15 protein-coding genes are annotated in these 19,080 nt (G+C 71.3%); 3 read left to right on the top strand and 12 right to left on the bottom strand.

Translation table 11 applies throughout. From position 1 onward, the window contains the following. Positions 1-104: 104 nt before the first annotated feature. The 9 genes from ACFU7Z_RS16965 to ACFU7Z_RS16925 all read right to left on the bottom strand — a co-directional run bounded on the left by ACFU7Z_RS16965 (position 105) and on the right by ACFU7Z_RS16925 (position 10,630). Positions 105-1,616: a CoA-acylating methylmalonate-semialdehyde dehydrogenase gene (locus tag ACFU7Z_RS16965; RefSeq protein WP_380777976.1), complete on the bottom strand. Its 1,512-nt coding sequence runs from the start codon at positions 1,614-1,616 to the stop codon at positions 105-107. Positions 1,617-1,888: 272 nt separating this feature from the next. Beyond that, complete coding sequence (locus ACFU7Z_RS16960) at positions 1,889-2,662, bottom strand: nucleotidyl transferase AbiEii/AbiGii toxin family protein (protein WP_380777975.1); 774 nt, start codon at positions 2,660-2,662, stop codon at positions 1,889-1,891. Between the two features lie 123 nt (positions 2,663-2,785). Next, positions 2,786-3,217, bottom strand: a complete 432-nt coding sequence (locus ACFU7Z_RS16955; RefSeq protein ID WP_375877702.1) for a hypothetical protein — start codon at positions 3,215-3,217, stop codon at positions 2,786-2,788. A 226-nt stretch (positions 3,218-3,443) separates the two neighbouring features. Next, positions 3,444-4,838: an FAD-binding oxidoreductase gene (locus ACFU7Z_RS16950; RefSeq protein WP_049651907.1), complete on the bottom strand. Its 1,395-nt coding sequence runs from the start codon at positions 4,836-4,838 to the stop codon at positions 3,444-3,446. A gap of 63 nt (positions 4,839-4,901) precedes the next feature. Next, positions 4,902-5,705, bottom strand: coding sequence for an ABC transporter permease (locus ACFU7Z_RS16945; protein ID WP_380777974.1), 804 nt, complete (start codon positions 5,703-5,705; stop codon positions 4,902-4,904). Next, positions 5,705-6,634 carry an ABC transporter permease gene (locus ACFU7Z_RS16940; protein ID WP_049651905.1) on the bottom strand — a complete coding sequence of 310 codons (930 nt, stop codon included), beginning with the start codon at positions 6,632-6,634 and terminating at the stop codon, positions 5,705-5,707. The genes ACFU7Z_RS16945 and ACFU7Z_RS16940 overlap by 1 nt, the downstream gene beginning before the upstream one ends. Next, positions 6,631-7,773 carry an ABC transporter ATP-binding protein gene (locus tag ACFU7Z_RS16935; protein ID WP_380777973.1) on the bottom strand — a complete coding sequence of 381 codons (1,143 nt, stop codon included), beginning with the start codon at positions 7,771-7,773 and terminating at the stop codon, positions 6,631-6,633. Before ACFU7Z_RS16935 ends, ACFU7Z_RS16940 begins: the two co-directional genes overlap by 4 nt. A gap of 40 nt (positions 7,774-7,813) precedes the next feature. Beyond that, the gene (locus ACFU7Z_RS16930; RefSeq protein WP_375877697.1) at positions 7,814-9,064 is read right to left on the bottom strand and encodes an extracellular solute-binding protein; all 1,251 of its coding nucleotides are present in this window, start codon (positions 9,062-9,064) and stop codon (positions 7,814-7,816) included. Positions 9,065-9,118: 54 nt separating this feature from the next. Continuing rightward, positions 9,119-10,630 (bottom strand): gamma-aminobutyraldehyde dehydrogenase, encoded by a 1,512-nt coding sequence (locus ACFU7Z_RS16925; protein ID WP_049651902.1) that lies wholly within the window; start codon positions 10,628-10,630, stop codon positions 9,119-9,121. Between the two features lie 312 nt (positions 10,631-10,942). Here ACFU7Z_RS16925 and ACFU7Z_RS16920 point away from each other — a divergent pair, with 312 nt between their 5' ends. Then, positions 10,943-12,595, top strand: coding sequence for a PucR family transcriptional regulator ligand-binding domain-containing protein (locus ACFU7Z_RS16920; RefSeq protein WP_074001528.1), 1,653 nt, complete (start codon positions 10,943-10,945; stop codon positions 12,593-12,595). 3 nt (positions 12,596-12,598) lie between these two features. Here the strand turns inward: ACFU7Z_RS16920 and ACFU7Z_RS16915 are convergent, their stop codons facing one another. The 3 genes from ACFU7Z_RS16915 to ACFU7Z_RS16905 form a co-directional block, all read right to left on the bottom strand. Next, positions 12,599-13,801 (bottom strand): spermidine/putrescine ABC transporter substrate-binding protein, encoded by a 1,203-nt coding sequence (locus tag ACFU7Z_RS16915; protein WP_074001527.1) that lies wholly within the window; start codon positions 13,799-13,801, stop codon positions 12,599-12,601. A gap of 67 nt (positions 13,802-13,868) precedes the next feature. Further along, positions 13,869-15,227: an aspartate aminotransferase family protein gene (locus tag ACFU7Z_RS16910; protein ID WP_049651899.1), complete on the bottom strand. Its 1,359-nt coding sequence runs from the start codon at positions 15,225-15,227 to the stop codon at positions 13,869-13,871. Between the two features lie 144 nt (positions 15,228-15,371). Then, a complete protein-coding gene (locus ACFU7Z_RS16905; protein WP_049651898.1) occupies positions 15,372-16,865 on the bottom strand; it encodes a gamma-aminobutyraldehyde dehydrogenase in 1,494 nt (497 codons plus the stop codon). A gap of 250 nt (positions 16,866-17,115) precedes the next feature. Here ACFU7Z_RS16905 and ACFU7Z_RS16900 point away from each other — a divergent pair, with 250 nt between their 5' ends. Both ACFU7Z_RS16900 and ACFU7Z_RS16895 read left to right on the top strand, forming a co-directional pair. Further along, on the top strand, positions 17,116-17,589 hold the full coding sequence (locus ACFU7Z_RS16900) for an Lrp/AsnC family transcriptional regulator (RefSeq protein WP_030306695.1): 474 nt from the start codon (positions 17,116-17,118) through the stop codon (positions 17,587-17,589). After that, a complete protein-coding gene (locus ACFU7Z_RS16895) occupies positions 17,586-18,980 on the top strand; it encodes an aspartate aminotransferase family protein (protein ID WP_049651897.1) in 1,395 nt (464 codons plus the stop codon). Before ACFU7Z_RS16900 ends, ACFU7Z_RS16895 begins: the two co-directional genes overlap by 4 nt. Positions 18,981-19,080: the final 100 nt, after the last annotated feature.

Here is a 19,080-nt window from a genome sequence, read left to right as displayed (position 1 = left end):
CCGGGTCGCGGCGCCCACCGGTCAGGCGCCGCCGTCGGCACCGGCGGTGCCCGCCCAGGGGGCCAGAGTCGGCGGGGTGGGCGCGGGGCCGCCCTCGGGGCGGGTCAGCCGCAGGGCGCGGCGGGCCGCGGCCAGACCGATGTCCAGCGCTGGGTCACGGCCTTGCCCCGGGTGAAGAACTGCACGCCGTCCGGGCCGTACGCGTGGGCGTCGCCGAACAGCGAGGCCTTCCAGCCGCCGAAGGAGTAGTAGGCGACCGGGACCGGGATCGGCACGTTGATGCCGACCATGCCGACCTCCACCTCGAACTGGAAGCGCCGGGCCGCGCCGCCGTCGTTGGTGAAGAGGGCGGTGCCGTTGCCGTACGGGTTGGCGTTGATCAGCGCCAGGCCCTCCTCGTACGAGTCGACGCGCACCACCGAGAGGACCGGGCCGAAGATCTCGTCGTTGTAGACGGACATGCCGGGCTTGACGTGGTCGAACAGCGTGGGGCCGAGCCAGAAGCCGTCGGCCGTCGGGGAGCCGTTCCGGTCCTCGGCGGTGACCGGGTGCTTGCGGCCGTCCACCGCGAGCTCGGCGCCGTCGGCGACCCCGGACTCCACGTAGGAGGTGACCTTGTCCCGGTGCTGGCCGGTGACCAGCGGACCCATCTCGGACTCGCCGTTGCAGCCGGGGCCGACCTTCAGGGTGGCGATCCGCTGCTTGATCTTCTCGACCAGCTCGTCGCCGATCGGGTCGACCGCGACCAGCACGGACACCGCCATGCAGCGCTCGCCGGCCGCGCCGAAGCCCGCGTTGACGGCGGCGTCGGCGGCGAGGTCGAGGTCGGCGTCCGGCAGGACCAGCATGTGGTTCTTGGCGCCGCCCAGGGCCTGCACGCGCTTGCCGTAGCGGGTGCCGGTCTCGTAGACGTAGCGGGCGATCGGGGTGGAGCCGACGAAGCTGACGGACTTGACGTCCGGGTGCTCCAGCAGGCGGTCGACGGCCACCTTGTCGCCGTGCACGACGTTGAAGACGCCGTCCGGCAGGCCGGCCTCCTTCCACAGCTCGGCGAGGAAGTTGGCGGCGGACGGGTCCTTCTCCGAGGGCTTCACCACGACGGTGTTGCCGGCCGCGATGGCGATCGGGAAGAACCACATCGGCACCATGGCCGGGAAGTTGAACGGCGAGATGATCGCGACCGGGCCGAGCGGCTGGCGGATCGAGTAGACGTCGACGCCGGTCGAGGCCTGCTCGGTGAAGCCGCCCTTGACCAGTTGCGGGATGCCGCAGGCGTACTCCACGACCTCCAGGCCGCGGGCGATCTCGCCGAGCGCGTCGGAGTGCACCTTGCCGTGCTCGGCCACGATGATCGAGGCCAGCTCGTCGCGGCGGGCGTTCAGCAGCTCGCGGAAGGCGAAGAGCACCGTCGTCCGCTTCGCGATCGAGGCGGTGCGCCACTCGGTGAAGGCCGAGGCGGCGGCGGCCACGGCCTGGTCGACCTCGGCGATCTCGGCGAAGTCGACCTGGCTGGCGACCTGGCCGGTGGCCGGGTCGAAGACCTCGCCGCGACGGGGGGCCGCACCGGCGGTGGCGACGGGCTTGCCGCCGATCCAGTGAATGATGTGCTTGCTCAAGGTCCGTCTGCCTCCGAAGTCCCGGGCGGCGTCCTGCCACCGGTCCGGTCTGGCGCCGCCCGCACGTGGGCCGGGCGACGGGAATCACGGGGCTACCGCGCTCGTCTCCCAGTCTGGTGGCCGCTCCGGCGCAGCTCAACGAACAGGCTGACGGGGATCGTGGATTCAGCCTTACAGGTCGTCCGGTCACTCGCCCGAACGTGTGAACCCACCACGAATGCCCCCAACGGCACGGGCACCCAAACACCGCGGGCACCCGCGGGACCAGGGCGTCAGGACTCCCCGTCCTCCGGCTCCTCCAGGTACGGGTCGTGCAGCCCGTCCGCCGCCTCCCGGGTCTCCAGCAGGTCCAGCCGCAGGTCCTGCGCCCAGGCCAGCGCCCACCGCTTCAGCTCGTCCACCTTCCCGGCCGGCACGCCCCGGGCGCGGAACCGCCCGTCCGCCGCCTCGGCGAGCGCCTCCAGCCGTTCGGCCAGCGCCGCGGGCTGGAAGTCCGGGTCCAACTCGGCTGCCAGCGCGAGCAGTTCGCCCTCCCGGTAGCAGCGGGTGAGGGCGTGCACGTCGATCAGGTCGCGGGGCATGCCCCGGTCCACGAGCAGCGCGGTGGTCAGCGCGGCCGCGTCCTCCAGGGCGACGACCGGCAGCACCGCCGGGGGCTCGTCCGGTCCGGGCGCACCGAGGTCGAACCGGACCGGCCGGTGTCCCAGCGGTTCCTTGCGCAGTTCCACCGAGTGCGACCGCCCGCCCAGCGCCAGCCGGACGGTGAGCTGTTCCAGCCGCGGTGTGCCCGGCCGCTCGACGGCCCCGCCGCCCGCCGCCCGGTACGCCTCGCCCAGCGCGGCGGCCACCTCCGGCAGGTCGGCGCCGCCGGTCGCCAGGGTCAGCCCGTCCTGCGGGCAGGCCGCGACGCCGTGGGCGCGCAGCGCGTGCCCTCCCGCCAGGGCGAGGCCGTACCGGTCGCAGACGGGTGCGGCCAGCGCGGCCAGGCGCAGCTGGGCGGGGCCCGGGCGGAGGGACGCGTCGACGGCGTGCGGGACGGTGGTCACGCCTCCAGTCTGACGCGACCGCCCGCTCCACGCGCCAGTTGCCGGGCGCCCGGAGCGCTACCGGGCGCCCCCGGGCACCTCCTCACGCCCCCGGGCCCCCGGTTCCGCACGAGACGGCGCGGCTCACCAGCCGCCGAGCCGGGCCGCCGCCTCGTGCAAGGCGAGCTCCAGCAGCACCGGGTCGGTGAGCCGCCCGGAGCCGTCCGGCGGGACCAGCCAGCGCACGCCCCGACTGCGGCGCCCGGGGTGCGGGACGACGATCCAGGTGCCCTCCCCCGCACCGCGCACGCCGGTGCCGATCCAGCGGGCGGCGGTGCCGACGGGCACCAGGAAGCTGACCTGCCCGCCCCCGAAGTCGGTGAGAACCGGACCGCGGGTGCGCGGGTCCAGGACCTCCACGGCCGGGCGCCCGAGCCGTCCGGGGACGGAGAGGACGTCCCAACGCCGGCCGGCCGGCAGCAGCACCAGGCCCAGCCCGGTGCGCTCCCACTGGTCCCGGAAGGCCTCCGGGTCCGGTGCCGCCTGGGCGAGCCAGTGCAGTCCGGTGGTCTCCATGTCGTGTCCCCGCTTCTTGCCGTTCGTACTGTTCGGAGACGGCGGGAAGAGCGAGACCCGCCGTCACCAAGGAGAGGCGGACGGCGGGTCCCGATTACACGACTAGGGGCACCCGGCTACGGGCGTTCGTGGTTTCAACGGTTTCAACGGTTTCAACGGCTTCAGCCGTTTCGGCAGATCAGCGGTTCAGCATTTCAGCGTTCCAGTGGTTCAGCGTTTGAACGGTTCAGCTGTCGAAGCCGAGCCCCAGCCGGTCGAGGGTGCGCAGCCAGAGGTTGCGGTGGCCGCCGTTGCGGTCCGCCCGCTCCAGCGACCGGGTGGTGAGCTCGATCCCGGCCCAGCGCACCGGCTCGGGCGGGAACGGCAGCGGCTTGCTGCGCACCATCTCCAGCGAGGTGCGCTCGGTGCGCTCGCCGGCCAGCAGGTCGAGCATCACCTCGGCGCCGAAGCGGGTCGCGCCGACGCCGAGCCCGGTGTAGCCGACCGCGTACGCGACCTTGCCCCGGTACCCGGTGTCGAAGAACGCCGAGAACCGGCTGCAGGTGTCGATCGCGCCGCCCCAGGCGTGGGTGAAGCGCAGGCCCTCCAGCTGCGGGAAGCAGCGGAAGAAGTGGTTGGCCAGGGTGCGGAAGGTCTCCGGCCGCTGGTCGTACTCGTGCCGGACCTGGCCGCCGAAGTGGTAGACCGCGTCGTAGCCGCCCCAGAGGATCCGGTTGTCGGCGGAGAGCCGGAAGTAGTGGAACTTGTTGGCGCTGTCGCCGAGGCCCTGGCGCCCGCGCCAGCCGATCGCGGCGAGCTGCTCCTCGCTGAGCGGCTCGGTCATCAGCGCGTAGTCGTACACCGGGACGACGTACGGGCGGACCCGCTTGAGCAGCGACGGGAACACGTTGGTGCCGAGCGCGACCTTGCGGGCGAAGACCCGGCCGTACGGGGTGCGGACGGCCATGCCGCTGCCGTGCTCCCGCAGGTCGGTGGCCCGGGTGTGCTCGAAGATCCGCACGCCCTGGCCCAGGCAGGCGTCCTTGAGGCCCCAGGCGAGCTTGGCGGGGTGGACCATCGCCACGCCCTCCTTGTCCCAGAGGCCGCCGAGGAAGGTCGGCGAGTCGACCTCGGCGCGCAGCTGGTCGGCGTCCAGGACGGTGATGTCGAAGCCGTACCGGGCGACCGCCTCGGCGATCTCGTGGAGCTCCTCGACCTGGTGGGGCTGGGTGGCGACGTCGATCTCGCCGGTGCGCTCCCACTCGGCGTCGATGCCGTAGCGCTTGAGGGTGGCCTCGATGCCGTCGAGGTTGGCGGCACCGAGGCGTTCCAGCTGGGCCAGTTCGGACGGCCAGCGGTCCAGGCCGTTGCCGAAGCCGTGGGTCAGGCTGGCCGCGCAGAACCCGCCGTTGCGCCCGGACGCGGCCCACCCGACCTCGTTGCCCTCGACCAGCACGACGTCCAACGAGGGGTCGCGTTCCTTGGCGATGAGGGCGGTCCACAGGCCGGAGTAGCCGCCGCCGACGACCAGCAGGTCGCAGGTGGTGTCGCCGACCAGGGCGGGCAGTGCCGCCGGCCGGCCGGGATCCTCCAGCCAGAAGGGGGTGGGCCTGGCGTCACTGAGTGCGCGGGCGGAGTCCATGCATTATCAGCCACTTTCTACGAATAGGTGATGGTTGTACTGGCCACCGTCGTCGACCGTACGTCAGGCGGTGGCCTTCCGGCGGTTGCCCAGCCACTGGCCGACGACGGTCAGCAGGACGGCGGCGAGGAACATCGCGGTGCCGATGACGTTCACCTGCACCGGGATGCCGCGCTGCGAGGCGCCCCAGACGAACATCGGGAAGGTGACCGTGGTCGGCCCCGAGTTGAACTGGGTGATGATGAAGTCGTCGAAGGAGAGCGCGAAGCTGAGCAGCGCGCCCGCGGCGATGCCGGGCGCCGCCAGCGGCAGGGTGACCCTCAGGAAGGTCTGGACGGGGGTCGCGTAGAGGTCCTGGGCGGCCTGTTCGAGCCTCGGGTCCATGCTCATCACGCGCGCCTTGACCGCCGTCACCACGAAGCTGAGGCAGAACATGATGTGGGCGATGAGGATGGTGGTGAACCCGAACGGGATGCGCATGTTGAGGAAGAGCGTCCCGAGCGAGGCGGCCATGACCACCTCGGGCATGGCCATCGGCAGGAAGATCATCGCGGTGGTGGCCGAGCGGCCGCGGAAGCGGTAGCGGGCCAGCGCGAAGGCGACCATGGTGCCGAGCACGGTGGCGCCGACGGTGGCGAGCACCGCGATCTGCAGGCTGAGCGAGAGCGACTGGCACATGTCGGCCACGCCGCAGGGGTTGGTCCAGGCGTCGGTGGAGAACTCGTTCCACTCGTAGTTGAACTTGCCCACCGGCTTGTTGAACGAGAAGGCGAGCACGACCAGGTTGGGCAGCACCAGGTAGGCGAGGGCCAGCAGGCCGGCCAGCACCACCAGGTGGGCGCGGATCCACTTGGAAATCCGGGACATCAGACCAGATCCTCCGTCCCGGCCTTGCGCATGTAGACCGTCACCATGCCCAGGATCAGGGCCATCAGGATGAAGCTCAGCGCGGCGGCCGTGGGGTAGTCGAGCACGTTCAGGAACTGCTTCTGGATGCCGTTGCCGACCATCTGCTCGCTCGGCGAGCCCAGCAGCTGGGCGTTGATGTAGTCGCCGGAGGCGGGGATGAAGGTCAGCAGGGTGCCCGCGACCACGCCCGGCAGCGAGATCGGGAAGGTGACCTTGCGGAAGGTGGTGAACGGCCGGGCGTAGAGGTCGCCGGCCGCCTCGTGCAGGCGCGGGTCGATCCGCTCCAGCGAGGTGTACAGCGGCAGGATCATGAACGGCAGGAAGTTGTAGGTCAGGCCGCAGACCACGGCGAGCGGCGTGGCCAGCACCCGGTCGCCGCTGGTCAGGCCGAGCAGGTTGGTGACGTCCAGGACGTGCAGCGCGTTCAGCGCGCCGACCACCGGGCCGCCGTCGGACAGGATGGTCTTCCAGGCCAGCGTGCGGATCAGGAAGCTGGTGAAGAACGGCGCGATGACCAGGATCAGGATGACGTTGCGCCAGCGCTTGCTCGCCTTGAAGGCGATCGTGTACGCGAGCGGGTAGCCGACGGCCAGGCAGAGCACGGTGGCGACGGCCGCGTAGGAGAACGAGCGCAGGAAGTGCCACCGGTACTCGACCAGGGCGTCCCAGTAGGTCGATATGTGCCAGGTGACCTTGAAGCCCTCTTCGAGCGAGCCGCTCTGCAGCGAGGTCGACGCCTGGTAGACCAGCGGGACGGCGAAGAAGACGACCAGCCAGGCGATGCCGGGAAGCAGCAGCCAGTACGGGGTGAGCTTGCGCCGGGGCTTCGGCGCCGGTCCCTCCAGCGGTATGACCTGGGGTGGCGCGGCCGGGGTGGTGGTGGTCATACGGCCTCCTCCGCGGTGCCCGCGTCGATCGCCTGGGCGGCGTCGAGGGCGAAGGAGTGCGCCGGGTTCCAGTGCAGCTGGACGGCGGCGCCGGGGACGATCCGTGCGTCGCGCTCCATGTTCTGCTCGAAGACGGTGACCTCCTGGCCGCCGTCGGTGCGCACCACGTACTGGGTGGAGACGCCGATGAAGCTGGAGTCGAGCACCGTGCCGGCCAGCCGGTTGCGGCCGTCGGCGACCGGCTCGGAGGCGTGGGTGATGGTGATCTTCTCCGGGCGCACGCCCAGGTGGACGCGCTTGGCGTCGGTGGCGCAGCGCGCCTTCGGCACCGCGAGGCGGGCGCCGGCCGCGCTGAGCAGCAGGTCGCCGCCCTCGGTGCCGGTGACCTCGGCGGGCAGCAGGTTGGACTGGCCGAGGAAGTTGGCCACGAAGGTGGTGGCGGGGTTCTCGTACAGGTCGGCGGGGGCGCCAAGCTGCTCGACCCGGCCGCCGTTCATCACCGCGATGGTGTCGGCCATGGTCATGGCCTCCTCCTGGTCGTGGGTGACGTGCACGAAGGTGATGCCGACCTCGGTCTGGATCCGCTTGAGCTCCAGCTGCATCTGGCGGCGGAGCTTGAGGTCGAGCGCGCCGAGCGGCTCGTCCAGGAGCAGCACCTGCGGGTGGTTGATCAGTGCGCGGGCGACCGCGACGCGCTGCTGCTGGCCGCCGGAGAGCTGGTGCGGCTTGCGCCGGGCGTACTGGCCGAGCTCGACCAGCTCCAGCATCTCCTCGACCTGCTTCCTGACGTCCTTCCTGCCGCGCCGGCGCAGGCCGAAGGCGACGTTCTCGAAGATGTCCAGGTGCGGGAAGAGCGCGTAGCTCTGGAAGACGGTGTTCACCGGCCGCTTGTACGGGGGCAGGGCGGTGACGTCCTGGCCGCCGATCAGGACGGTGCCGCTGGTGGGCTCCTCCAGGCCGGCGATCATGCGCAGGGTGGTGGTCTTGCCGCAGCCGGAGGCGCCGAGCAGGGCGAAGAACGAGCCCTGCGGGACGGTCAGGTCGAGCGGGTGGACGGCGGTGAAGGAGCCGTAGGTCTTGCCGATGCCGGTGAGCCGGACGTCGCCGCCGACGGCCGCGTCGCGCTGCTGGTCTGTCATGGGGTGGTGTCTTCCTGGGATTCTCTGCCGGGAGCGGGGGTCAGGCGCCGATGAGCTTGGAGAACTTCTGCTCGAAGTCGCTCTCCTCGCTCTCGGAGAGCGTGCGGAACACGTGCGCCCTGCCCGCCATCTCGGGGGTGGGTACGACCAGCGGGTTGGCCGCGGTGTCCGGGGCGATGCCGGCGAGCTCGTCCTTCATCCCGGTGACGGCGGAGACGAAGCCGATGCCCGCGACCAGCTGCGCCGCGATCTTCGGCTGATAGTAGAAGTCGATCAGCTTCTCCGCGTTCGCCTTGTGCTGGGCCCTGGCCGGGACCAGCATGTTGTCGGTCGAGGCGATGTAGCCCTTCTCCGGGATGACGAACTCGATGTCCGGGTTGTCGGCGCGCAGTTGGATCAGGTCGCCGCCCCAGGCGATGCAGGCCGCGATGTCGCCGGCGGAGAGCTCCTGGCCGTAGTCGTTGCCGGTGAAGCGGCGGATCTGCTTGCTGTCGACGGCCTTCTGGAGGCGGGCGACCGCGCCGTCGAAGTCGTCGGCGGTGAACCTCTCGGTGCTCCTGCCCTGGTCCAGCAGGACCATCCCGATGCTGTCGCGCATCTCGGAGAGGAAGGTGACCCGGCCCTTGAGGTCGGGGTCGTCCAGCAGCTGGGAGACGCTGGTGACCTCCTTCCCCCTGGTCGCCTTCCGGTTGTACGCGACGACGGTCTGGATGCCGGCCCACGGGTAGGAGTAGAGCCGCCCCGGGTCCCAGTCGGGGGCGCGGAAGCGCGACTCGATATTGGTGATCGCGGTGGTGACGTTCGCCGGGTTGAGCTTCTGCACCCAGCCGAGCCGGATCAGCCGGGCGGCCATCCAGTCGGTGAGCACCATCAGGTCGCGGCCGGTGTCCTGGCCGGAGGCGAGCTGCGGCTTGATCTTCCCGAAGAACTCGACGTTGTCGTTGACGTCCTCGTTGTACTTGACCTTGATCCCGGTGGCCTCGGTGAAGGCCTCCAGGGTGCCGTGCTTCTCCTTGTCCTTCTCGTCCGTGTCCACGTACAGCGGCCAGTTGGAGAAGTCGACCTCCTTCTGCGTCTCCGAGAGGTCCTTGGCGGCGTTCGCGGTCGAGTCGCCGGTCGCCCGGGGGGCCGCCGGGATCCCGCAGGCGGCCAGGGTGCCCGCTCCGGCGCTCAGCGCGGCGGCGCGCAGCAGGGTGCGGCGGCCGAGCGCGGCCCGGCCGCTGGTCAGACTGCGTTCCCAGGCCCTTCGGACCGGTTCGGGCAGACCGTCGGTGAGCTCGTTGAACGCCATGGAACGGGCCTCCTGGGGGAGATGGGGTGTGGGGGCACCCGCGTGGTCCGGGGGTTATCTGTCTCCGAAGACGGTGCGGTGCCAGTCCTTGCGGGCCACCGCGGTGGTGTCGAACATGACGTGCTTGACCTGGGTGTACTCGTCCAGCGAGTACTGGGACATGTCCTTGCCGTAGCCGGACGCCTTGTAGCCGCCGTGCGGCATCTCGCTGATGATCGGGATGTGGTCGTTGACCCAGACGCAGCCGGCCGCGATCTCCCGGGTGGCGCGCAGCGAGCGGTGCACGTTGCTCGTCCAGGCGGAGGCGGCCAGCCCGTACGGGGTGTCGTTGGCCAGCCGCAGGCCCTCGTCGTCGCCGTCGAAGGGCAGCACCACCAGCACCGGGCCGAAGATCTCGCCCTGCACGACCTCGCTGTCCTGGGCCGCGCCGGTGATCAGGGTCGGCCGGTAGTACGCGCCCCGGGTGAGGTCGGTGCCGTCGTGGCCCTTCTCCGGGGCCCGGCCGCCGGTGACCACGGTGGCGTACGAGCGGGCGCGCTCCACGAAGCCGGCCACCCGGTCCCGGTGGGCGTACGAGACCAGCGGGCCGAGGTCGGTGCGCGGGTTCAGCGGGTCGCCGATCCGGATCGCCGCGTACAGCTCGGCCACCCCGGCCACGAAGGCGTCGTACAGCGGGCGCTGGACGTAGGCGCGGGTGGCGGCGGTGCAGTCCTGGCCGCCGTTGATCAGCGAGGCCGCGACCGCTCCGTGCACCGCGGCGTCCAGGTCGGCGTCGTCGAAGACCACGAACGGGGCCTTGCCGCCGAGCTCCAGGTGAGTGCGCTTGACGCCCGCGGTGGCGATCTCGGCGACCCGCTTGCCGACGCCGGTGGAGCCGGTGAAGGAGACCATCGCGACGTCCGGGTGCCCGACCAGGTGCTCGCCCGCGGTGCGCCCGGCGCCGGTGACCACGTTGACCACGCCGTCCGGGATGCCGGCGGCGGTGCAGGCCCGGGCGAACATCAGCGAGGTCAGCGGGGTCAGCTCGGCCGGCTTGAGCACGATGGTGTTGCCCGCGGCGATCGCCGGGAGGATCTTCCAGGCGGCCATCTGCAGCGGGTAGTTCCACGGCGAGATCGAGCCGACCACGCCGACCGCCTCGCGCCGCACGTACGAGGTGTGGTCACCGGAGTACTCGCCGGCCGCCTTGCCCTCCAGGTTGCGGGCGGCGCCGGCGAAGAAGGCGGCGTTGTCGACGGTGCCGGGCACGTCGAACTCGGTGGCCAGCTTGACCGGCTTGCCGGTCTGCGCGGTCTCCACCCGGGCCAGGTCGTCGGCCGCCCCGGCCAGCACGGCGGCCAGCCGGGTGAGCGCCTCGGAGCGCGCACCGGGGGTGGCCGAGGACCAGCCGGGCAGGGCCGCCCTGGCGGCGGCGACGGCGGTGTCCACGTCCCCGGCGGTGGCCAGCGCGACCTGCTCGACCACGCTGCCGTCGGCGGGGTTGACGACCTGGAAGGGCTCGCCGCTCCCCCTGGTCTGGCGTCCCGCGATGTACTGCGCGCCCGGGCCGAAGTCGGTCAGGTCCATCTGGTTCCTCCAAGTGCCGTGGTTCGACCGCTGCGGGGTCACGCGTCCGCGGTGGGGGTCTGCGGTCCCGCTGACCTTGCCTGCTGCGGGGTTGGGGTGACAAGGGTCACTTCGACAACCTCGGCACGAAGGGCCTTACAGGGTGCAAGGGTGCGGGCAGGGCAACAGGTCGTCGGGGGGATGGATGATTTACCTGACACCCTGACTGCACGACCCTGACCGCACACCCCGACCGCGTCACCCTGACCGCGTCACCCGAAACCAGAACGCCCGGAGCCCCGGCTCCGCTCTCCACAGCCCCGGAGGCCCGCGATGCTCCCCACCGTCGCCCGAGTCCTCGACCTCGACGTGATGCGGCGCGGCCTGCCCCAGGTGGTGGCCGGCGCCGACCACCTGGAGCGGCCGGTCCGCTGGGTCCACGTCAGCGAACTGCCCGACGTCGCCGGGATGCTCCGCGGCGGCGAACTGGTGCTGACCACCGGCATCGCCCTGCCCGAGGACCGCGAGGGCCTGGCCCGCTACGTGCGCGAGCTGGACGAGGTCGGAGTGGCCGGCCTGGTCGTCGAGTTCGGGCGGCGCTACTTCGACTCGCTCCCCCGCGCCCTGGTCAACGCCGCCGAGCAGCGCGGACTGCCGCTGATCACGCTCCGCCGCGAGCTGCGCTTCGTCGCCGTCACCGAGGCCGTGCACGCCCTGGTGGTCAACTCCCAGCTGGAGCAGCTGCGGATCTCCGAGTCGGTCCACCAGGTCTTCAACGAGCTGGTGGTGGAGGGCGCCGAGCCGCCCGAGGTGATCCGCCAGGTGTCCCGGATGGCCGGCGCCCCGGTCGTCCTGGAGAACCTGGCCCACCAGGTCCTCGCCCACGACGCCGCCGGCCGCCCGGAGGCCGAGGTGCTGGAGGACTGGGAGCGCCGCTCGCGCGGGGTCCGTCCGGCCGGGCGCACCGGCCACGACCCGCGCAGCGGCTGGCTGGTCACCACCGTCGGAGCCCGCGGCCAGGACTGGGGCCGGCTGGTGCTGGTGCAGGAGCCCGGCCCGCTGCCCGAGGGCGAGGCCCACCCGCACACCATGCTGCTGGAGCGCGGCGCCTCCGCGCTGGCGCTCAACCGGCTGGTGGTGCGCGACCGGGAGAGCCTGGAGCGGCAGACCCACCGCACCCTGCTGTCCGGCATCCTCACCCACGCGCTGACCGTCTCCGAGGCGGCGCTGCGCGCCCAGGCCCTCGGCATCCCGCTGGAGGGCCGCCGGCTGGTCGGCGTGGTGCTGCGGCAGCGGCGCGGCCCGATCCCGGCCGCGCTGGAGGCGCAGGCCCGGCTGCGCGACTTCACCGAACTGGCCGCCGGCGCCGTCCGGGCCTGCCGGCTGACCGCCCTGGTCGGCGCGCTGGACGACGAGGCCGTCGGCCTGCTGATCACGCTCGGCACCCAGCAGGACGAGCACGCCTCGCTGGACGCCCTCTCCGCCGCGCTGCGCCGGATGTCCGCCGAGGCCGGACGGGAGGGCGGCGACCCGGCGGGCCCGGTGGTCGCGGTCGGCTCCTCGGTCGGCTCGGTGCGCGACGCCCGGCGCACCCTGCTGGAGGCCACCCAGGTCGCCGACGCCGCCCTGCACGACGCGCCCGGCGGCCGCAGCTCCTCCTACTACCGCCTGCCGGACGTCCGGCTGCGCGGCCTGCTCCACCTGCTGCGCGACGACGCCCGGCTGCAGACGTACGTGGAACGGGAGTTGGGCCCGCTGCTGGCCCACGACGCCGAGCACAACGGCCAGTTGGTGCAGATGCTGCGGATCTACCTGGAGCAGGGCCGGAACAAGTCGGCCGCGGCGGACGCCGCGCACCTGTCCCGGCCGTCCTTCTACGACCGGCTGCACAAGGTCGAGCGGATCCTCGGCGTCGACCTCGACCAGGTGGAGTCCTGCCTCTCCCTGCACGTGGCGCTGCTCGCCCTGGACGCCGTCCGGCGGTAGCGGTCACACCCCGGTGATGCGCCCCCAGACCTTGTGCAGCTCGGGCCGCTCGGCCGAGGTGACGTCGCGCATGGTGTGCAGCCGGGCGCGCATCCCGTCGGTCGGGAACACCAGCGGGTTCTCGGCGAGTTCGGCCTTCTCCTTGTCGCCGCTGGCCGCCAGCACCTCGCGGGCGGCCGGCACCGGGCAGATGTACTGGACGAACGCGGCGAGTTCGGCGGCCACCTCGGGCTGGTAGTAGTAGTCGATCAGCAGCTCGGCGTTGCGCTTGTGGGCGGCCCGGTTGGGGATCATCAGGCTCTCCGCCCACAGCTCGCCGCCCTCCTCCGGCACCACGAACTCGATGTCCGGGTTCTCGGCGGTGAGCTGGACGGCGTCGCCGGAGTAGGCCTGGCAGGCGAGCGCCGCACCGGAGGCGAGGTCGCTGGTGTAGTCGTTGCCGGTGAAGCGCCGGACGTGGCCGCTGTCCACCGTCTTCTGCACCAGGTCCATCGCCCGGCGCGCGTCGTCGTCGGTGAACTTCGCGATGTCCGCGCCCTGGGAGAGCATCAGCAGCCCGAGCGCCTCGTCCAGCCCGGCGAACAGCGTGACCCGGCCCTTGAGGTCGGGCGCCCACAGGTCGGCGGTGGACCTGATCTCCCGGCCGAGCGCCTTGCGGTTGTAGGCGATGCCGGTGATCCCGGACTGCCACGGCACGCTGCGCCGGCGCCCGGGGTCGAAGGCCGGGTCGGCCAGCTGCGGGTCCAGGTTGGCCGTGACGTTGGGCAGGTTGGCCCGGTCCATCGCCTGCACCCAGCCCAGCGAGACGTACCGCCCGGCCATCCAGTCGCTGATCACCATCAGGTCCCGGCCGGGGGCGGCGCCCTGGGTGAGCACCGGGCTGATCTTGCCGAAGAACTCGTCGTTGTCGTTGATGTCCTCGGTGTAGCCGACCGCGATCCCGGTCTTCTCGCTGAAGGCGTCCAGGGTGGGGCGCCCGCCCGCGTCGTCGGTGTCGATGTACTGCGTCCAGTTGGAGAAGACGAGCCGCTTGTCGTCCTCCGAACGGTCCGGCGCCGAGCGGCGGTCCTCGGCCACGTACGCGGCCGGGATGCCGCAACCGGTCAGCACGCCGGCGCCGAGCAGCGCGGCCCCGCCGAGCACGGAACGCCGGCGGACGGGGCTGGAGGCGGGAGGACGGCGGGTCAGGGTGGAGCTGCTGGGCATGAGCGGCCTTCCGGAGCGTGGGACGGCCCCGGGCACGCGGGTGCTCGGGGCCGTCCTGGTTGGTACGTCAGACAGTGTGCGCGTCGGTGAGCGACAGCACCTCGTCCAGGACCGCGAGGCCGGTCTTGGCCTCCTCCTCGGTGACGGTGCACGGCGGGACGACGTGGAAGCGGTTCATGTTGACGAACGGCCAGAGCCCGCGCTGCTTGCAGGCCGCGGCCAGCTCGCCCATCGGCGCGTTGGCGGCGCCGGCCGCGTTGTAGGGCACCAGCGGCTCGCGGGTCTCCCGGCTCTTCACCAGGTCCAGCGCCCAGAACACGCCGAGGCCGCGGACCTCGCCGATCGACGGGTGCCGCTCGGCCAGCTCGCGCAGGCCGGGGCCGAGCACCGTCTCGCCGATGTGCTTGGCGTTCTCGACGATGCCCTCCTCCGCCATGGTGGTGATGGTCGCCACCGCGGAGGCGCAGGCCAGCGGGTGGCCGGAGTAGGTGAGCCCGCCGGGGAAGGGTCGCTCGGCGAAGGTGGCCGCGATCTCGGCGCTGATCGCCACGCCGCCCAGCGGCACGTAGCCCGAGTTGACGCCCTTGGCGAAGGTGAGCAGGTCCGGGGTGACGCCCCAGTGGTCGGCGGCGAACCACTCGCCGGTGCGGCCGAAGCCGGCCATCACCTCGTCCAGGATGAACACGATCCCGTAGCGGTCGCAGATCTCCCGCACCCCGGCCAGGTAGCCGGCCGGCGGGACCAGGATGCCCGCGGTGCCGACCACGGTCTCCAGGATGATCGCCGCGACGGTGCCGGGCCCCTCGAACGCGATCACCTGCTCCAGGTGCTCCAGCGCGCGCTCGCACTCCTGCGCCTCGTTCTCGGCGTGGAAGTTGGAGCGGTAGGCGTACGGCCCCCAGAAGTGCACCACGCCGGAGACGCCGCTCTCGTTGGGCCAGCGCCGCGGGTCGCCGGTGAGGGCGATCGCGTTGGCGGTGGCGCCGTGGTACGAGCGGTAGGTGGACAGCACCTTCTGCCGGCCGGTGTGCAGCCGGGCCAGCCGGATGGCGTTCTCGTTGGCCTCGGCGCCGCCGTTGGTGAAGAAGATCTTGTCCAGGTCTCCGGGGGTGCGCTCGGCGATCAGCCGGGCGGCCTCGCTGCGCGCCTCGACCGCGAAGCCGGGGGCGATGGTGCAGAGCTTCGCCGCCTGCTCCTGGATCGCGGCGACCACCTTCGGGTGCTGGTGGCCGATGTTGGTGTTGACCAGCTGCGAGGAGAAGTCGAGGTAGCGGTTGCCGTCGTAGTCCCAGAAGTACGAGCCCTCGGCGCCGGCCACCGCGAGGGGGTCGATCAGCGCCTGGGCGGACCACGAGTGGAAGACGTGCGCGCGGTCGACGGCCTTGACGGCCTGGCCGGCAGCTGAGTCAGCGGTGGGAATGCTCATGCCGGTAAGGCTAGGGCGGGCCCGTCCCCGAAGGGCAGTTCCATCGTGTCAGCCGGTCGCGCCAACCGTCGACAGGGTGCAAAGACACAGGGCCCGGGTCGAGAAGACCCGGGCCCATGGTCGGTTCAGCCGGTGATCAATTGATCAGATCGCGGTCATGACGTGCTTCACCCGGGTGTAGTCCTCGAAGCCGTACGCCGACAGGTCCTTGCCGTAGCCGGACTTCTTGAAGCCGCCGTGCGGCATCTCGGCGACCAGCGGGATGTGGGTGTTGATCCAGACGCAGCCGAAGTCCAGGCGGCGCGACATCCGCATGGCGCGGGCGTGGTCCTTGGTCCACACCGAGGAGGCCAGCGCGAACTCGACGCCGTTGGCGTACTCGACGGCCTGGTCCTCGTCGGTGAACTTCTGCACGGTGATGACCGGGCCGAAGACCTCGTTCTGGATGATCTCGTCGTCCTGGTTCAGGCCGGAGACGACGGTCGGGGCGTAGAAGTACCCCTTGTCGCCGACCCGGTGGCCGCCGGCCTCGACCTTGGCGTGGGCGGGCAGCCGCTCGATGAAGCCGGAGACCTGCTTCAGCTGGTTGGCGTTGTTCAGCGGGCCGTACAGCACGTCCTCGTCGTCCACGCCGCCGGTCTTGGTCTCGGCCGCGGCCTTGGCCAGCGCCTCGACGAAGGCGTCGTGGATCGACTCGTGGACCAGCACGCGGGTGGCGGCCGTACAGTCCTGGCCGGCGTTGAAGTAGCCCGCCACCGAGATGCCCTCGACGGCCTCGGCGATGTCGGCGTCCTCGAAGACCACGACCGGGGCCTTGCCGCCCAGCTCCAGGTGGACGCGCTTGACGTCCTTGGAGGCGGACTCGGCGACCGAGATGCCGGCGCGCACCGAGCCGGTGATGGAGGCCATCGCCGGGGTCTTGTGCTCGACCATCAGCTTGCCGGTCTCGCGGTCGCCGCAGATGACGTTGAAGACGCCGGCCGGCAGCTCCAGCTCCTTGAGCACGCCGCCGATGATCTCGGCCAGCAGCACGGTGGAGGCCGGGGTGGTGTCGGAGGGCTTCAGCACGACGGCGTTGCCCGCGGCGATGGCCGGGGCGAACTTCCAGACGGCCATCATCATCGGGTAGTTCCACGGCGCGACCTGGGCGCAGACGCCGACCGGCTCCCGGCGGATGATCGAGGTCATCCCGTCCATGTACTCACCGGCGGCCTTGCCCTCCAGCATGCGGGCCGCACCGGCGAAGAACCGGATCTGGTCCACCATCGGGCCGATCTCCTCGGAGAGGGTCAGCGCGCGGGGCTTGCCGGTGTTGCGCACCTCGGTGTCGACGATCTCGTCGGCGCGGGCCTCGACCGCGTCGGCGATCTTGAGCAGCAGCTTCTGCCGGGTGCTCGGGGTGGAGTCGCGCCAGATCGGGAACGCGGCGGCGGCCGAGGCCATGGCGGCGTCCACGTCAGCGGCACCGGACAGCGGCGACGTCGCGTAGACCTCGCCGGTGGTCGGGTCGACGATGTCGAGCGTGCGGCCGTCGACCGCGTCGACGAACTCACCGTTGATGTAGTTGCGCAGCGTGCGAAGGTCGCTCACGGATCTCTCCTCGGTCTGGGCCTGCGGCGTTGCAGATTCCGGCGCCATGGTACGTCGGCGGGTCCGGCGTACGAAGGGTCCCGAGTGGCCGCACCCGGAGCGGCGCGGTCCACTGGTGGCGGTACGCGCACCGGCCCTCGGGGGCGCGCGCGTACGGTGCCAGGGTAGCCGCACGACTGCTGGTATCGACAGGCGGAGTGCGCTCCGGCAATGAAATCCGCATACGTTTTCCAAGATCACGACGAAATCAGCAGTTTCCACGCTTGCGAATGCGCGAACGATCAGGCACAGTGGCCGCGTGGCCAACCGCGACCGGAACGCCAGCGTTCCCCTCGACGCCGCCTCCAAGGCGATCATCGAGCAGCTCCAGGAGGACGGGCGCCGCCCGTACGCCGCCATCGGCAAGGCCGTCGGCCTGTCCGAGGCGGCCGTGCGGCAGCGCGTCCAGAAGCTGCTCGACCAGGGCGTGATGCAGATCGTCGCCGTCACGGACCCGCTCACCGTCGGCTTCACCCGCCAGGCGATGGTCGGCATCCGGGTCGAGGGCGACATCGAACCCGTCGCCGACGCGTTGGCCGCCCTCGACGAGGTCGACTACGTCGTCTGCACCGCAGGCTCGTTCGACCTCCTGGCCGAACTGGTCTGCGAGGACGACGAGCACCTGCTCGAAATGATCAACAAGCGCATCCGCGCGCTTCCCGGCGTGCGGAGCACCGAGAGCTTCGTTTACCTGAAGCTCCGGAAACAGACCTACACCTGGGGCACCCGATGACAGCCGACCCGGCGCAGAAGGACCTTTCCAAGACCGCCTACGACCACCTGTGGATGCACTTCACCCGCATGTCGTCGTACGAGAACTCCCCCGTGCCGACGATCGTCAAGGGCGAGGGCACCTACGTCTGGGACGACAAGGGACGCAAGTACCTCGACGGCCTCGCCGGCCTGTTCGTCGTCCAGGCCGGCCACGGCCGTGAGGAGCTCGCCGAGGCCGCCGCCAAGCAGGCCAAGGAGCTCGCCTTCTTCCCGGTGTGGAGCTACGCCCACCCGAAGGCCGTCGAGCTGGCCGAGCGCCTGGCCAACTACGCCCCGGGCGACCTGAACAAGGTCTTCTTCTCCACCGGTGGCGGCGAGGCCGTCGAGACCGCCTGGAAGCTCGCCAAGCAGTACTTCAAGCTGACCGGCAAGCCGACCAAGTACAAGGTCATCTCGCGCGCCGTCGCCTACCACGGCACCCCGCAGGGCGCCCTGTCGATCACCGGCCTGCCGGGCCTGAAGGCCCCGTTCGAGCCGCTGGTCCCGGGCACCCACAAGGCGCCCAACACCAACATCTACCGCGCCCCGGCCTTCCTCGAGGGCCCCGACGGCACGGTCGACCCCGAGGCCTACGGCCGCTGGTGCGCCGACGAGATCGAGGTGGCCATCCTCAACGAGGGCGCCGAGACCGTCGCCGCCGTCTTCGTCGAGCCGGTGCAGAACGCCGGTGGCTGCTTCCCGCCGCCGCCCGGGTACTTCCAGCGCCTGCGCGAGATCTGCGACCGCCACGACGTGCTGCTGGTCTCGGACGAGGTCATCTGCGCCTTCGGCCGCCTGGGCACCATGTTCGGCGCCGACAAGTTCGGCTACCAGCCCGACATGATCACCTGCGCCAAGGGCATGACCTCGGGCTACTCCCCGATCGGCGCCACGATCATCTCGGACCGCCTCGCCGAGCCGTTCTACAAGGGTGACAACACCTTCCTGCACGGCTACACCTTCGGTGGCCACCCGGTCTCCTCCGCGGTGGCGCTGGCCAACCTCGACATCTTCGAGCGCGAGGGCCTGAACCAGCACGTGCTCGACAACGAGTCGGCGTTCCTGGGCACCCTGGACAAGCTGCGCGACCTGCCGATCGTCGGCGACGTCCGCGGCAACGGGTACTTCTACGGCATCGAGCTCGTGAAGGACAAGGTCACCAAGGAGTCGTTCAACGACGAGGAGGTCGAGCGCGTCCTCTACGGCTTCCTGTCGAAGGCCCTCTTCGACAACGGCCTGTACTGCCGCGCCGACGACCGTGGCGACCCGGTCATCCAGCTGGCCCCGCCGCTGATCTCCGACCAGTCGACCTTCGACGAGATCGAGCAGATCCTGCGGACCAGCCTCACCGACGCGTGGGCGAAGATCTGATCCCCTGAGCCTTCTTCCCCACCCCTCGTCGACCAGCGTCAGCAGTTCCTCGACACTCTCGGTTCGGTCGCGACGCTGTCGAAGACCGCCAACGACATCC

This window comes from Kitasatospora sp. NPDC057518, from assembly GCF_042802075.1.
Taxonomy (GTDB): Bacteria; Actinomycetota; Actinomycetes; order Streptomycetales; family Streptomycetaceae; genus Kitasatospora.
This window is presented reverse-complemented; position numbering and strand designations above follow the sequence as displayed.